The organism is Methylobacterium sp. Leaf125 (genome assembly GCF_001423085.1).
In the GTDB taxonomy this organism is placed as follows: domain Bacteria; phylum Pseudomonadota; class Alphaproteobacteria; order Rhizobiales; family Beijerinckiaceae; genus Methylobacterium.
On record NZ_LMNU01000028.1, the window covers coordinates 1 to 15,272 of the forward strand.

General features: G+C 63.0%; 10 protein-coding genes and 2 tRNA genes. 9 read left to right on the top strand and 3 right to left on the bottom strand.

Going from position 1 to position 15,272, the window contains the following annotated elements:
- Positions 1-943: 943 nt before the first annotated feature.
- Together ASF58_RS18075 and ASF58_RS18080 are read right to left on the bottom strand one after the other, a co-directional pair.
- Positions 944-3,049: a L,D-transpeptidase family protein gene (locus ASF58_RS18075; protein ID WP_082513162.1), complete on the bottom strand. Its 2,106-nt coding sequence runs from the start codon at positions 3,047-3,049 to the stop codon at positions 944-946.
- A gap of 98 nt (positions 3,050-3,147) precedes the next feature.
- The gene (locus ASF58_RS18080) at positions 3,148-4,641 is read right to left on the bottom strand and encodes a sigma-54 dependent transcriptional regulator (RefSeq protein WP_055955619.1); all 1,494 of its coding nucleotides are present in this window, start codon (positions 4,639-4,641) and stop codon (positions 3,148-3,150) included.
- Between the two features lie 299 nt (positions 4,642-4,940).
- On the opposite strand from ASF58_RS18080, the gene ASF58_RS18085 reads away from it, so the two are divergent.
- The 9 genes from ASF58_RS18085 (at position 4,941) to ASF58_RS18125 (ending at position 14,241) form a co-directional block, all read left to right on the top strand.
- Complete coding sequence (locus ASF58_RS18085) at positions 4,941-6,818, top strand: M3 family oligoendopeptidase (RefSeq protein WP_055955622.1); 1,878 nt, start codon at positions 4,941-4,943, stop codon at positions 6,816-6,818.
- A 343-nt stretch (positions 6,819-7,161) separates the two neighbouring features.
- Entirely contained in the window at positions 7,162-8,526 is a 1,365-nt protein-coding gene (locus tag ASF58_RS18090) for an AarF/ABC1/UbiB kinase family protein (RefSeq protein ID WP_055955626.1), read from the top strand.
- A 124-nt stretch (positions 8,527-8,650) separates the two neighbouring features.
- Entirely contained in the window at positions 8,651-8,944 is a 294-nt protein-coding gene (locus tag ASF58_RS18095) for an aa3-type cytochrome c oxidase subunit IV (RefSeq protein WP_055955629.1), read from the top strand.
- 69 nt (positions 8,945-9,013) lie between these two features.
- Positions 9,014-10,153, top strand: a complete 1,140-nt coding sequence (locus tag ASF58_RS18100; RefSeq protein WP_055955632.1) for a Re/Si-specific NAD(P)(+) transhydrogenase subunit alpha — start codon at positions 9,014-9,016, stop codon at positions 10,151-10,153.
- Positions 10,154-10,170: 17 nt separating this feature from the next.
- Positions 10,171-10,620, top strand: a complete 450-nt coding sequence (locus ASF58_RS18105) for a proton-translocating transhydrogenase family protein (protein WP_055955636.1) — start codon at positions 10,171-10,173, stop codon at positions 10,618-10,620.
- A gap of 3 nt (positions 10,621-10,623) precedes the next feature.
- On the top strand, positions 10,624-12,021 hold the full coding sequence (locus ASF58_RS18110; protein ID WP_055955639.1) for an NAD(P)(+) transhydrogenase (Re/Si-specific) subunit beta: 1,398 nt from the start codon (positions 10,624-10,626) through the stop codon (positions 12,019-12,021).
- 234 nt (positions 12,022-12,255) lie between these two features.
- The gene (gene recJ, locus ASF58_RS18115) at positions 12,256-13,944 is read left to right on the top strand and encodes a single-stranded-DNA-specific exonuclease RecJ (RefSeq protein WP_244477386.1); all 1,689 of its coding nucleotides are present in this window, start codon (positions 12,256-12,258) and stop codon (positions 13,942-13,944) included.
- 68 nt (positions 13,945-14,012) lie between these two features.
- Positions 14,013-14,096 (top strand) — tRNA-Tyr (locus tag ASF58_RS18120).
- A 71-nt stretch (positions 14,097-14,167) separates the two neighbouring features.
- Positions 14,168-14,241: transfer RNA gene (locus ASF58_RS18125), tRNA-Gly, on the top strand.
- A 135-nt stretch (positions 14,242-14,376) separates the two neighbouring features.
- On the opposite strand, the gene ASF58_RS18130 is transcribed toward ASF58_RS18125, so the two are convergent.
- A complete protein-coding gene (locus tag ASF58_RS18130) occupies positions 14,377-15,174 on the bottom strand; it encodes a hypothetical protein (RefSeq protein WP_055955646.1) in 798 nt (265 codons plus the stop codon).
- Positions 15,175-15,272 lie beyond the last annotated feature (98 nt).

The following is a 15,272-nucleotide window of genomic DNA, read 5'->3' on the forward strand; positions in this document are numbered from 1 at the left end:
GAGGTGGCGCTCACGGGAAGGCCCTTCCGAGCAGAAGTGGTGTCCATCGTGACAGTGCCCTCAGGATAAGCAGACATTGATTCCCATAAGCCCGTGGCCTTGGAACGAAACGGGACAGGTTCGGCGCAGGTCGGAGTAAGGTACAGAGATACCGTGCATCAATTGTGAGAACGGTAGCTAATACTCCATGCATCATATCTATGGATTATGACAAACAAGAGGCACAAACGTGCATTAAAATAGGATTTTAGCAAATTCTCCTGTAGAAAATTGCAATATATTTCTATCTACTACGTCAATACTAGCAGGAGTTGTGATTTGTGATCGAGCCGATGCTGACCAGCCCTTCGTTGTGCGCGGCACGTACATCCCGAAGTCAATAGTTCGACAAAGGCCTCAGTTTTTTACTATCGACGTCGGCAGTTCTAAGAGCGATGCTCACCGTGACCTTCTGCAAGGACGTTATTTGCCATCAATTCTCGGAAAATGAGCCATTTCAGATTGACACTTGCCAAACGCAAATCGCCTCGATTTCGGACCGGCAGTCCTGGTAGTACTAGCGCCTGTTGCTCATCATTCCCCGGCGCGGAGTGGACACAACGTCGGGGCGATGGATCCAAAGTATTGGCGCAGCGTTACGCCCTGTGTTTGTATTCGAAGATTCGCTGCTCTATGCATCTCGTTCCGAAAGGAAATCGCACATTCGGAGCGGACGCAGTGGATCAGGTGTGTCCTCCGAATGCGTTTGCCCGCATGTCGGCCTCAAAGAGGCTGCGACAAGCCGATGGTTCGGACACTCAGACCCGCGCTCGGCCGATGCAATGTTAGGGTCGGAGGTATATCTCTCCGCTGCGGCTCATGCTTCTATCTCAGAAACTTGCTGGAGATACGCCGGCGCCGGTGATCAAGCAGGCAGTGTCGCCAAATGCCTAAACGTTGGGTGCTACCACCAACCGTTCAGGGGCCGGCCGGGCCGCGGAGTCCAGAGGTCAGGCTCGCCGTTACCGGCCGGAGGACGTTCCGCCATGGCGCGTGAAACAGGGCCATCGGAATTGACTTCTCGAATACGTGCCCGGCGCGCGTCAGCCATTGGCTTTGGAGCGGCCGTCAGCGCCGGTCCGGTCCGCGCTGTGACCGTTGTCGGCTTCCTCTGTAGAGAACGCCGGGCCTCCGCGGATTTGCCGTCTGATCCCCGCGCAACCAACAGACTCCCGGGGCTCAGTCCGAGGGCGATCTTCATACGTATGTCGTAACCGTACAGGTCGGGCAGGGTCCGCGTCGTACCGGCCTCGTCCACCGACGTCGTAAAGTACGCGAGGTGAACCGGCAGCTTTTCACTCAAGCGGATCTGGCGCTCGCCCTTTCCAATTAGCTTCTTCAAGCGATCGCTCGACCACGCTTCCGGCAATACCGCGTCAGCAAACCGGAACGGGTCCTCGACGCGCACGCAGCCGTGGCTAAGGGCGCGGTGAGTGGACGAGAACAAAGTTCGGTTCGGTGTATCGTGGAGGTAGACCGCGTGATTGTTCGGGAACATAAACTTGATAAAGCCGAGGGCGTTGCGCTCCCCCGGCGGCTGACGCACCGAAACATTGCCATTGCGGTAGACTACTTCATAGCCCCGACGGGCCGCGTAATTCGGGTCGCGGGCGAGACCTGGCAAGAACTCGTTCTTCAGGATCGAAGGCGGAACGTTCCAAGACGGATTGACGACCGCGTACTCCATGAGCCCCGAAAAGATAGGCGTCGGCGATTCGGTTTTACCGACGATCACGCGTGCCTCATCGCGCTGGCGCCCGTCGCGGACCACCCGCAAGCGAAACTCAGGGATGTTGACCATGACGTAGTCGCGGCCGAGATCGGACGGCAACCAGCGCCAGCGCTCCATGTTCACGATAAGCGCAGCCTCTGCTTCGTCGGTACGGCCCGCGGGGTCGGGCCGGGATAGAGCGGATACGGTTTGGGCAGTCAATGCGCCGTTCGAGGGCAGACCTCGCGCGCGCTGGAACGCAGCCACAGCTGCAACCACGCCCGCATCGTAGGACTCCGAATTTCCCGGTCCGGCATCGAGAGTGCCGGCTGTCCGGGTTTCTAGGCCGAACCGGCTCCGTAGGGCCGGAACGCGCGGGTCGCTCATGCCGAGCTTAAGCACTGGCCCCTGCGAAAGGTGTACGCTGGACGCAGATGCAGTCTGACTCTGTCCGCGCAGCATCGCGAGGCGCGCCTTGAGAGCGAGGTAACCCGTCTGAGCTGGATTATAGCCTTGTAGCAGTGATCCCGCCGACGAGCCGCCGGAAGCGATCCGGGCAAGGACGGCATCCGGTGCTGGCAAGTCGAGAACCGGCGTGATCAGACGCGACAGATTGGCCAGATGGATGCGCCCACCGCGCGCATCCCGTGCATAGAGGACCACCGCGGCTGAGAGCTTCAAGTCCGCGTCCGCGATCTGCGCTTCGGTAGTTCCTGAAGTTCCGAGAACCGGCGCGGGATATGCCGAAGCCGTGAGGCCGTCCTCACCGGCGGCGGCCAACCGGACAGCCACCGATTTCGCCGCGGGCGTCAGCGATCCATCGAGGATCCAGACCGGCTTAAAGGCGCCCAGCGCGTAGAATGCTTGGATGGCCTCGCGATCTTTCGTTGAGAGCCGGGCGAGAAGCGGTTTTGGATCGGCAAGCCGGGTGGCGATGGCAGCAGCTTGCGGATCGGTTGGCAGGGGCGACGGTGCCGCAGCTTCGCTCGCGGAAGGTGGTCCCGATGAAGATGGGTTCGCATCCGGTCCCGTCGCAGTCGCGCTCGGACCGGCGCCCGCGGCGGAGGGGTCCGGCTTAGACGGCTCGTGCGCCCCCGCATCGACCGAGGCGTTCCGTGCGACAGGGATTGTGGGAGCTGCATCTGAAGCCGGCGGTGCCGGTTGAACCTGGGGGCTCTGTGCGTAGATCGCCCGGTTCTCCGGCGGGCGCACGTCTAAGCCTTGGGCCTGGGCCTCATAGCCGACGAATCCTGCCAAGAGTGTGGACAGCGCGACGGAGGCGGAGCGCGAAACGCCCATGGTGGCAACTCCTCGAGACCGACCGTACTGGCCGATGGCATTAGGATAATCGGACCCAGCAGGCGCGTGCGCAATCGCACGGTCGCCGACGAGAGCTTTCAGGCGGCAGCCTCGTCAACCTTGTCCTCTTCTGCGAGACCCAGGTCCTTAAGCTTCCGGTAAAGGGTAGATCGGCCTATTCCAAGACGGCGTGAAACCTCGGACATTCGGCCGCGATAGAACTGGAGGGCGAAGCGAATGATCTCCGCCTCCAAACCGTCCATCGTTTTCATTTCGCCCGTCTCTTCCGCGACCAGACTCATGGCATGCGGATCGCGCACTTCCACTCGGACGATTTCCCGCACCGGCTCCGGCGCGCCGCCTTGTACAATTGGCTGAATCGGTGCGGCGGGAATACGAACGTCGAACCCTTCCACCTGAGCGGCGATTTGGGGAAACTCGGAGACGGTCAGTTCGTCGCCATCTGCGAGCACGATCGCACGAAATAAAGCGTTTTCGAGTTGGCGGACATTACCCGGCCAGCCGTACCGTGTCAGAAGCGCCATGGCCTCGGGTGTGATGGCCCTCACCTTCTTGCCTTCCTCGGCCGCGAAGCGCGCGCAGAAGGAGCGCACCAGATCCGGTATATCCTCCCGGCGGGCCCGCAGCGGTGGCAGGGTCATCGGGAAGACGTTCAAACGATAATACAGGTCCTCGCGGAAGTGGCCCTGCTTCACGAGGTCGAGGAGCGAACGATTCGTCGCCGAGATCAAACGAATGTCCACCCGCACACTGCGCTTGCCGCCGACAGGGTCGACTTCGCCTTCCTGCAGGGCGCGCAAGAGCTTCACCTGCGCGTCGAGAGGTAGCTCACCGATCTCGTCGAGGAAAAGCGTTCCACCCGACGCTTCGACGAACTTGCCGACGTGCCGCTCGGTAGCGCCCGTGAAGGCGCCCTTCTCGTGTCCGAAAAGCGTTGACTCGACGAGGTTGTCGGGGATTGCCCCACAGTTGACGGTGACGAATGCCTTGCCGCGTCGATCGCCAGACCCCTGTATTGCCCTCGCCAACACCTCCTTGCCGACGCCTGACTCCCCCTCGATAAGCACCGGAATGTTGGACTTGGCCGAGCGTTCGGCGAGACGGATCACCCGCTCCATATCTGGGCTTCGCGATGTCAGATCCTTGAAGGTCAGGGCGCCCGAGGCGCGCCGGCGCATGCGGCGGACCTCTTCTTCAAGCTGATCTACCTTGAGAGCGTTCTTGATCGAGACCTGCAGACGCTCGGCACCGGCTGGCTTGACGACGAAATCGGTGGCGCCGGCACGCATCGCCGTGACCACGGCGTCGATCGAGCCGTTTGAGGTCTGAACAATCACCGGCACGTCAAGGCCGGTCCTGCGCATCTCGGACATAACCCCTAGACCATCAAGGCCGCCGGGCATGACAAGGTCGAGGAGTAGCACGTCGATCGCATCACCGGCGCGCAAGACTTCGAGCCCCTGCTCGCCGCTCTCGGCCACTCGTGTCTCGAAGCCGAGGCGCCGAACCATCGTTTCGGCGAGGCGGCGCTGCACGGGGTCATCGTCGACGATCAGAACCGTTGTCGACATGGGGCAGCCTCGCTGTTCGCAAGCGGACGGCATCCGACGACACGGGGGTCGTCCGGGCGCCATCATCGCCGGCGTGTTTCGTTTCGAACCGCAGGGTGCCCCAAGAGCGTAAAGCCGTGCTTAACGACGATCCGACTTTTCCGGACATGGGAGCTGTCAGTGCGGACGCCCCGCTCCGTGCGCCTCCTGACAAACCGTCTCGGCCTTCAGGATTATGACGGAATCGGATTGATCGGAGGGCCCCTGCACTCGATATCACCGCGCACGGCACTCACCGGGCCGAAAGGAAGCAGATCGTCATGCCGAGCCGAACCGTCGCCACTGCCAGTCGTTCGGGCATCGTCACGAATGCGGAAGGGTCCAATGCGGCCAGAGCTACGGCACATGCGGCCGATCTAGGGGCGCTGCCGGAATGGGACCTCACCGACCTGTATGCAGGGATCGATTCGGCCGATTTCTCGGCCGATTTGATCCGCGCTGAGGCAGACTGCGCGCGATTCTCCGAGCAGTACGCTGGACACCTCGCAGAGATGGCCGCCGCGCCGGATGCCTCGTCCCAGCTGGCTGAGGCGGTCGCCACATACGAAGGGATCGAGGATCTGCTCGGACGCCTGATGTCGTTCGCGGGCTTGGTGTATTCCGGCGACACCACGGATGAACTCAGGGAGAAATTCTACGGCGACACACAGGAGCGCCTTACCACGGCCTCCAGCCATCTGCTGTTCTTCGCCCTCGAGCTAAACCGCATTCCCGACGAGACCATGGATCTTGCCATGGCAGATGGGCCCCTCGCCCATTACGCACCCTGGCTCGAAGATCTACGGCGCGAGAAGCCATTCCAGCTTGATGATCGCACCGAGAAGCTCTTCCTGGAGAAGTCCGTGACCGGGCGCTCGGCCTGGAACCGACTGTTTGACGGCACAATCGCAGCGCTCCGTTTCCCCGTGCAAGGCGAACACCTCACCTTGGAGCCGACTCTCAACAAACTCCAGGACCCTGATGGCTCCGTTCGGCAGGAAGCTGCGGGCGCTCTTAGCGAAGTTTTTCGCGCAAACCTTCGCACCTTTACGCTGATCACCAACACGCTTGCGAAGGACAAGGAGATCTCGGACCGCTGGCGTGGCTTCAAGGACGTGGCAGACGCGCGTCACCTCTCGAATCGCGTCGAGCCCGAGGTGGTCGCCGCGATGGTTGAAGCCGTTCAAGCGGCCTATCCACGGTTGTCGCACCGCTACTATCGCCTGAAGGCCAAGTGGTTCGGCGTTGAGGCTCTACCCTATTGGGACCGAAACGCTCCGCTTCCCAAGGTCGATCAGCGTACCATTCCCTGGAGCGAGGCGCGCGACACCGTCCTGGACGCTTACCGGGCATTCTCGCCGCAGATGGCCGACATTGCCCAGACGTTCTTCGACCGCAATTGGATCGACGCACCGACTCGCCCCGGCAAGGCGCCTGGCGCCTTCGCGCACCCGACGGTACCATCGGCCCATCCCTACGTCCTTGTGAACTATCAGGGGAAGCCGCGGGACGTAATGACCCTTGCGCATGAGCTCGGCCACGGCGTGCATCAGGTTCTCGCCGGCCCGAACGGCGCTCTCATGGCACCGACACCTCTCACCCTGGCGGAGACTGCCAGCGTCTTCGGTGAGATGCTGACCTTCCGTCGCCTCCTGGCCGGCACCGCGAACAAGAGCCAGCGCCGCGCCATGCTGGCGGCGAAGGTGGAAGACATGATCAACACAGTCGTCCGCCAGATCGCGTTCTACGTCTTCGAGCGCAAGGTCCACCTCGCCCGGACACAGGGCGAGCTCACCGCCGAGCAGCTCAACGGACTGTGGATATCGGTACAGGCGGAGAGCCTCGGTCCGGCGATAGCACTCGATGCGGGCTACGAGCCCTTCTGGGCCTACATCCCGCACTTCATCCATTCACCGTTCTACGTCTATGCCTATGCCTTCGGCGACTGCCTCGTGAACTCACTCTATGGCGTCTACGCGCAGGCTGAGGATGGCTTTGTGGAGCGTTACTTCGCACTTCTGTCAGCCGGCGGCGCGAAGCCCTACGGCGAACTTCTTGCCCCATTCGGCCTCGACGCCCGCGACCCGGGCTTCTGGCAAATCGGGCTCTCGATGATCGAAGGTATGATCGCTGAACTGGAAGCGATGGAGGGTGCGTAAGCAGGCGGTCATGTGAGACCCTGGCGATGAATGTCTCCCGTTGGTTACTTTAAACAACGGGAGGCGGTTCCCTGTCAGATTTTTGGCGCCACCCACGAACCACTGTGACACTCAGTCCGCATGCGTCTCAAGGGGCTCCTTTCATGGGGCAAGGTGAACGTATGGTGGCGATCCGGGTGTTTGCTTCTGGTGCGAGTGACGAAAACCGAACGCTCTATGGAAGGCGCCGTGATCCGCTGGTGACGAGTGTGCAGAGCCGCGACCGTTGAGCCCGCTGCCCTGGCAGGATGCGCCAATGCGCTTATCTCAAAACCAGGATTTCCCGACGAGTTGATTGATCCCGATGGCCGACACCGATCGTGAAGCCAACCGCTTCTCCGCCCGCGCCAGTCGCTATGCGCGGGTCGGCGCCAATGTCGGCGGGGTGGCGGCCCGCATGGCCGGCGCAAAGTTGTTCGGCGGAAAGGAGGCTCCATCCAATGCGGCAGCCTTGGCTCAAGCTCTTGGTGGCCTGAAGGGGCCGATCATGAAAGTGGCGCAGCTGCTTGCGACGGTTCCAGATTTGTTGCCGCCCGAGTACGCCACCGAACTCCAGAAGCTTCAAGCCGATGCGCCTCCAATGGGCGCAGCGTTCGTTAAGCGCCGCATGATGGCCGAGCTTGGAGCGGGTTGGCAGACCCGGTTCCGGACTTTTGATCTGAAGCCGGCCGCAGCGGCTTCCCTCGGCCAAGTTCACCGCGCAACGGCGCTCGACGGCACACTGCTCGCCTGCAAGCTTCAATATCCGGATATGCAATCGGCCGTGGAGGCCGACCTCAAACAGCTCGAAGTCGCATTCGCTCTGCATCGCCGCATGTCATCGTGGCTCGATACCCGGGAGATTGCGAAGGAAATCGGCGCCCGTGTCCGCGAAGAACTCGATTACGAGCGAGAAGCGAAACATGCCGTGCTCTACGGCAACGTTCTTCGCAACGTCGATGCGGTCCGCGTACCCGCCATCCACAAGGATCTCTCGACAAAGCGCCTTTTGACGCTTGGCTGGCTCGATGGTCAGCGGATTCTCGATTTTGCCGAGGCTCCGGTGGACGTCCGAAATCGGCTGGCCCGTTCGATGTTCAAGGCCTGGTGGCATCCCTTCAGCCGTGCCGCCGTCATTCACGGGGACCCCCACCTCGGCAACTACACGGTCTTCTCGGAGGGCGGCGAGGCGAAGGGGATCAACCTTCTCGACTACGGCTGTGTCCGGATCTTTCATCCGCGCTTCGTCGGTGGGGTGGTCGACCTCTATCGGGGTCTGCTGACCAACGACAATGCCCGTATCGTTCATGCGTACGAGACCTGGGGATTCAAGAACCTCAATAAGGAACTTGTCGAAATCCTGAATATCTGGGCGCGCTTTATATATGGACCGATCTTGGAGGATCGTACACGAACCGTGGCCGACGGGGTCAAGCCAGGCGAGTATGGGCGTCGGCAGGCCTTCGAGGTCCATCAAGCCCTCAAGGCGCGTGGCCCTGTCACGATCCCACAGGAGTTCGTTTTCATGGACCGCGCGGCTGTCGGCCTCGGCGCCGTCTTTCTGCATCTCCGTTCAGAGCTGAACTATCACCGGTTGTTCGAAGCCGAGATCGACCGGTTCTCCCTTGCCGAACTGGAAGCGCGCCAGGGCGAGGCGCTTACAACGGCAGGACTTGCGTTGCCGGCTTGAAAGCGTGGCCATAAAAAGGCGTTCGAGGTGATTGGTCGGTGCGCATGTCGATTGCGACCGACCTTGGCTTGCGCTAAATCCCCTTGGAACAAATCAAGATGATGCCCAAGGGGACGCTCACAAGATGGCCGATACCAAGACCGTGTCCGGTGCGCATTACAGCCCGGCGATGGACGAGAAGACTCACGAGCAGACCTATCGCGGCTTCGTTCGATTCGTAGAGATCGGCACTGGTGTCGTCCTATGCTGGGTCCTGGCGCTGGCTGTCGGCGGTATTCGCGAGGCCTGGCTGACCGCAATCTTCGGTGTGATCCTATCTGGTGTCGCAGGTGCCGTCGGTGCTCTCGCTCCCGCGATCGGCTGGAAGGCCCCCCTGGCAGTTGGCATCCTGCTGGCGCTGTACCTCGCTTTCGCCTGATCCCTTTCCATCCATAACTTGACTGATTTGCGGGTCGCCTTCGGGCCGTCCTTTAAGGAGCATTCCTGCATGCGCATCGCTGTATTATCGGAAACCGATCCCGCGGAGCCGCGGGTCGCGGCGGTGCCAGAGACGGTCAAGAAGTTCATCGGCCTCGGAGCCGACGTGACCGTGCAGTCTGGAGCGGGCCTCAAGGCTGGCGTGCTGGACGTCGAGTACGAAGCCGCCGGCGCTTCGATCGTCGCCTCAGCCGCTGATGCGGTCAGCTCGGCCGATCTCGTTCTGAAGGTTCGGCGTCCGTCCCCCGAAGAAATCGGCCTCCTGAAGCGCGGCGCGAGCGTCGTTGCAATCATGGATCCATACGGCCATGAGGCGGAGCTTGGGGCCATGGCGGAAGCCGGTGTCGACACCTTCGCGATGGAGCTGATGCCCCGCATCACGCGTGCTCAGGTGATGGACGTGCTGTCGTCGCAAGCAAACCTTGCCGGCTACCGTGCTGTCATCGACGGGGCTGCCGAGTACGGCCGTGCCATGCCGATGATGATGACCGCTGCCGGCACTGTTCCAGCGGCGCGCGTCTTCGTCATGGGCGTCGGCGTCGCTGGCCTTCAGGCGATCGCAACGGCACGCCGCATGGGTGCGGTCGTCACCGCTACGGACGTGCGCCCGGCAACCAAGGAACAGGTCGAATCCCTCGGCGCGAAGTTCGTTGCTGTCGAGGACGAAGAATTCAAGCAGGCGGAAACCTCCGGCGGCTACGCCAAGGAGATGTCGGCCGAGTACAAGAAGAAGCAGGCTGACCTCGTCACCACCCATATCGCCAAGCAGGACATCGTCATCACGACGGCGCTGATCCCTGGGCGGCCGGCTCCGCAGCTCGTGTCCGAGGCAATGGTCGCATCGATGAAGCCGGGCTCGGTTCTCGTCGATCTTGCCATCGAGCGCGGTGGGAACGTCGAGGGTGCCAAGAGCGGAGAGGTCGTTACGACTGAAAAGGGCGTGAAGATCGTCGGTCACCTCAATGTGCCTGGTCGCCTCGCAGCTACCGCCTCCAGCCTCTACGCCCGCAACCTCTACGCTTTCGTCGAGACGCTGATCGACAAGGAAGCCAAGACATTGGCGGTCAAGTGGGACGATGAACTCGTCAAGGCGACCAACCTGACTCGCGACGGTCAGGTCTCGCATCCCTCGTTCCAGCCCAAATCTTGATCCCGCCGGAGGATACGATGGCCACGCTTCCCCCCGATCAAGCCGCCGAGCAGGCGCGCGCCGCCGCCGCCGCGGCCCGAACCGCTGCCGATATCGCGCAGCAGCATGCGCTCCAGGCGCAGAAATACGCCGATGGTATCGGTCACGGCCTTAGCGCTGTCACCCACGGCGCCGTCGACCCGACGGTCTTCCAGCTCGCGATCTTCGTGCTGGCGATCTTCGTCGGCTACTACGTGGTCTGGTCGGTGACTCCGGCCCTCCACACCCCTCTGATGTCCGTCACCAACGCAATCTCATCGGTGATCATCGTCGGCGCGCTCCTGGCGGCGGGTGTTCCCTATGTTGAGCACGGCACCGGCTGGGCCCGCTTCTTCGGTTTCGTCGGTATCATCCTCGCCAGCGTAAACATCTTCGGCGGGTTTCTCGTCACCCAGCGCATGCTCGGCATGTACAAGAAGAAGGCCTGAGACATGTCCCAGAACGTCTCATCCCTTCTCTACATCGTATCCGGCGTCCTGTTCATCATGGCGCTGCGTGGGCTCTCCCACCCCACCACCTCGCGACAGGGCAACCTGTACGGCATGATTGGCATGGGGCTGGCCATGCTCACCACCCTGGTCGGCCATCCGCCGGCCGGGCTCGGCGCCTGGGTCATCGTGATCCTTGGCCTCGCGATCGGCGGGGGTGCCGGCGCGGTGATCGCCAAGCGCGTGCCGATGACGGCGATGCCGCAGCTGGTTGCGGCCTTCCACTCTCTCGTCGGCCTTGCAGCCGTGATGGGAGCGGCCGCGACCCTGTACGCTCCGCAGGCCGTAGGCATCCTTGAGAACGGCCACATCCATAAGGAGTCGCTGTTCGAAATGGCCCTCGGCGTGGCCATCGGCGCGATTACCTTCACGGGCTCAGTCATTGCCTTCGCGAAGCTCGACGGGCGCATGTCCGGTAAGCCGATCATGCTGCCCCAGCGGCACCTCATCAACATTGGCCTCGGCATCGCCTTGGTGGTGCTGATCGCCATTTTCATCGGCAGCGAGAGCAAGGCGATCTTCTGGTTGATCGTCATCCTGTCCTTCGTGCTCGGCGGCCTCCTCATCATCCCGATTGGCGGCGCCGACATGCCCGTCGTCGTCTCGATGCTCAACTCCTACTCGGGCTGGGCAGCCGCCGGCATCGGTTTCACCCTGGGCAACCTCGCGCTCATCATCACGGGTGCGCTTGTGGGCTCGTCCGGCGCGATTCTGTCCTACATCATGTGCAAGGCGATGAACCGGTCGTTCATCTCGGTCATCCTCGGCGGCTTCGGCGGTGACGCCGCGGCTGTGGGCGGCGGCGCAGTAGAGACCCGTCCGGTCAAGCAAGGTTCGGCGGACGACGCGGCCTACATCATGAAGAACGCGGAGCGAGTCATCATCGTACCGGGCTACGGGATGGCGGTAGCGCAGGCTCAGCATAGCCTTCGCGAGATGGTCGACCTGCTGAAGAAGGAGGGTGTGGACGTGAAGTACGCGATCCACCCTGTCGCTGGCCGCATGCCCGGTCACATGAACGTGCTGCTCGCCGAGGCGAACGTACCTTACGACGAGGTCTTCGAGCTTGAGGACATCAACGGTGAGTTCCCGCAGGCCGATGTGGCCTTCGTCATCGGCGCAAACGACGTCACGAATCCGGCAGCGAAGACGGACAAGACCTCGCCGATCTACGGTATGCCCATCCTCGACGTGGAGAAGGCCAAGACCGTGCTCTTCATCAAGCGCGGCATGGGCTCCGGCTATGCAGGCGTGGAGAACGAGGTGTTCTTCCGCGACAACACCATGATGCTGTTCGGCGACGCAAAGAAAGTGGTCGACAGCATCCTTAAAAACCTCTGACGCCGCCGCGGGCGACGACCCGCGATGCGGTCTTGGTGGGGTCGGCGCATGTTCGCCGGCCCCGTTGTCGTTTCGGATGCAGTCCTGCGGCAGACATGGCGCTATGATCCTCCCGTGTCAGTTGCCTTTTCCCTCGACGCGCCCCGCGCGTTCCTCGACGTCTCCCTCTCGGTTCTCGGCCGGCCCTGGCGCGACCGCTGCGCGGATCCAACCGTGCAGGCCTACGCGGCGACGATGGTGCAGGCGTATGCCTTGCCCGAGCTGCTGGCCCGAGTTCTGGCGGGGCGCAGTATCCGCCCGGCCGAAGTGGACGCCTACCTGAAGCCACGCTTGCGCGACCTTATGCCGGATCCCGATTGCCTGATCGACATGGCGCCGGCCGTCGACCGGCTTGCCCGTGCGGTTCAGACCAGCGAGCAGGTAGCGATCTTCGGCGATTACGATGTCGACGGAGCCGCGAGCGCCGCGCTTCTAGCGAGCTATCTGCGTGGCTTCGGCCTAACCGTTCACATTCACATTCCCGACCGAATCACGGAGGGCTATGGCCCGAACGTTGCTGCCGTCGAGGCCCTGCGAGGCGCTGGCGCTACCCTGCTGGTCACCGTCGATTGCGGCACGAGCGGACACGCCCCTCTGGAGGCTGCCGCGGCACTCGGCCTTGATGTGATTGTCCTCGACCACCATGGCGCCCCGGAGCACCTGCCTCCCTGCCGTGCTCTGGTCAATCCGAACCGCCTCGACGATCTCTCCGGCCTCGGACACCTCTGCGCTGCGGGCGTCGTCTTTTTGACGCTCGTCGCCTTGAACAGGCGTCTTCGGGGAAAAATTGAGTTTGTCGACCGGCTACCCGACCTCGCCCAGTCCCTCGACCTCGTTGCCCTGGCAACTGTGGCGGATGTTGTTCCACTGGTCGGCCTAAACCGCGCCCTTGTTGTTCAAGGTCTGAAGGTGATGCGCGCTCGCGGCCGCATAGGCCTCGCGGCGCTGCTGGACGCGGCATCCTTAGCTGAGCCGCCGGAAGCTTGGCACCTCGGTTACCTCGTCGGCCCACGGATCAATGCTGGGGGACGGATTGGAGATGCGGCTCTTGGGGCAACCCTTCTTACGACCGCTGACCCGGCCGAGGCTTCACGGATCGCGGTGGAACTGGACCGTCTCAATCGCGAACGGCAGGTGATTGAGGCGGAGGCGGTCGCCGCCGCTGAGGCCGAGATGGACCACGTGCTCAGTTTCGATCCGGAACGTCCGGTGCTGGTCGCTGCGTCCGCCGACTGGCATCCCGGCGTTGTCGGGCTCATCGCCGCGCGCCTGAAGGAGCGTTTCGGCCGCCCAGCCTTTGCCTTCGCCCTGCGTCCGGACGGCACTGCGACCGGCTCGGGTCGTTCGATCATGGGCGCGGATCTAGGGCATGCCGTCCGTACGGCAGTCGAGGCGGGGCTGGCTCTGAAGGGCGGGGGCCACGCCATGGCGGCGGGCGTGACGCTGCCCGGACCGGACGTCACGGGTTTTCGCGATCACCTCGCATCTGTTCTGTCGACGACCGTGGCTGAGGCACGGGCTGTCGAAGCGCTCCTGGTGGATGGTGCAATCAGTGCGGGCGGTGTCACCGCCGAACTAGTGCGCACGATCCACCGCGCCGGTCCATTCGGCTCTGCGGCTCCGGAGCCGACCTTCGTCCTACCACGCCACCGCATCGTGGACGCTGCCGTCGTAGGCCAAGGACACGTTCGGGTTCGTCTGCGTAGCAGGGATGGCCAAGCCATCGGCGCCATCGCATTCCGGTCTACACAAGGCCCGCTTGGACAGGCACTCCTGTCCAGCATCGGCAAAGAGGTGCACGTTGCCGGCACATTGTCTGTAGATACCTGGCGCGGCGCCGAGCGGGCTCAAATGCGGATCTGCGATCTCGCGTATTTCGATTGAGCGATGCGGTTGACTCCCGCCCGGACGGTCATCATAAGGACGGCGCGCCGCCGAAAGGCGGTCGGTTTGGGGGAATGTCCCGAGCGGCAAAGGGGGCGGACTGTAAATCCGCTGCGTAAGCTTCGTAGGTTCGAGTCCTACTTCCCCCACCAAACCTCTACTGAGATCCCGATCTTCTTCGGGCTGTCTCAAGCTTCGGTGGCCTGCTAGAAGGGTCGGCGATGCGGGTGTAGCTCAATGGTAGAGCAGCAGCCTTCCAAGCTGAATACCCGGGTTCGATTCCCGGTACCCGCTCCACTTCTCTCCCCTTGATTATCGCTCTTGCCGCAGGCGCTTAGGCGCCCTGCGGTGGTATCCGTGGCTGAATGCACAAGCATGGGATACCACCGGGATACCACCTGAGTTGGGGCGATTCCCTCAGGCTGCGGAGCCCTACGCGCGCCGGCGCACCTTCTTCTGGGACGTGACCGTGTCCCGCATCAGCGCCACCAGGGACTGCCCCGGGACGCGGTAGTGCTCGGGCGCGGAGCCTTCCAGGACCTCGCTCCCCCGCTGGACCACCAACCTGGTGGGCAGGGTCCCCGTCCCGATGATGATCCGCTGGTCGACCTTGCGGGCCCACTTGGCGAGGTGGCCGAGGTTGTAGATCTCGAAGAACGAGTTGACCGCCCGCAGGCGGACCCGCTGCTCCTCGATCCGGCGCATCAGGTCGCCCAGCTTCACGAGGCCGATGCGGATCTCCCGGGTCGTGACGTCCGGCTGGCGCAGGGCTTCGAGCGTCATCGCCACGTCGATCTCGATGTCCATCAGTTGGTCGGACACCGACGGACCGGACCGGAAGAGCTCGGCGCCATGCAGGGCGTCGCCCTGGACGACCACGCCCCGGACCCGCTCGTTCCCGCTGCCGTAGTCGCGCAGTTGCTCCTCGGTCGAGAGCATTCCGTCGCCGTTGGCCACTCGTTCGAGACGGGCCCAGACCGTCTTGCCGAGCATGGCCCGGAGTTGCCGCTGGATGTCGGCGAAGGCCTTGACCGCCGGGTCGCGACCCATGGCGGCGATCTGGTCGACGAGGTCGGCCCGCTGCGACAGGACCGTCCGCTGGCGCTCGACGTAGTCGCGCCGGTCCCGGGCGGCGTCGAAGTCCTTCACGAGCTCGTCGAAGACGACGCCGTAGCGCTTGTGGGCGCAGTCCCGCCCGACGAGGCGGCGGCCGCCGGAGCGGTAGAGCATGACTGTCCGACGTCAGCACCTGTGGGACAGAATGAGGGTCTTCCCGAACGGAGGATGGCTGGTTCATCGTAGCCCCTGAGGAGCGAAGATGAAGCAGA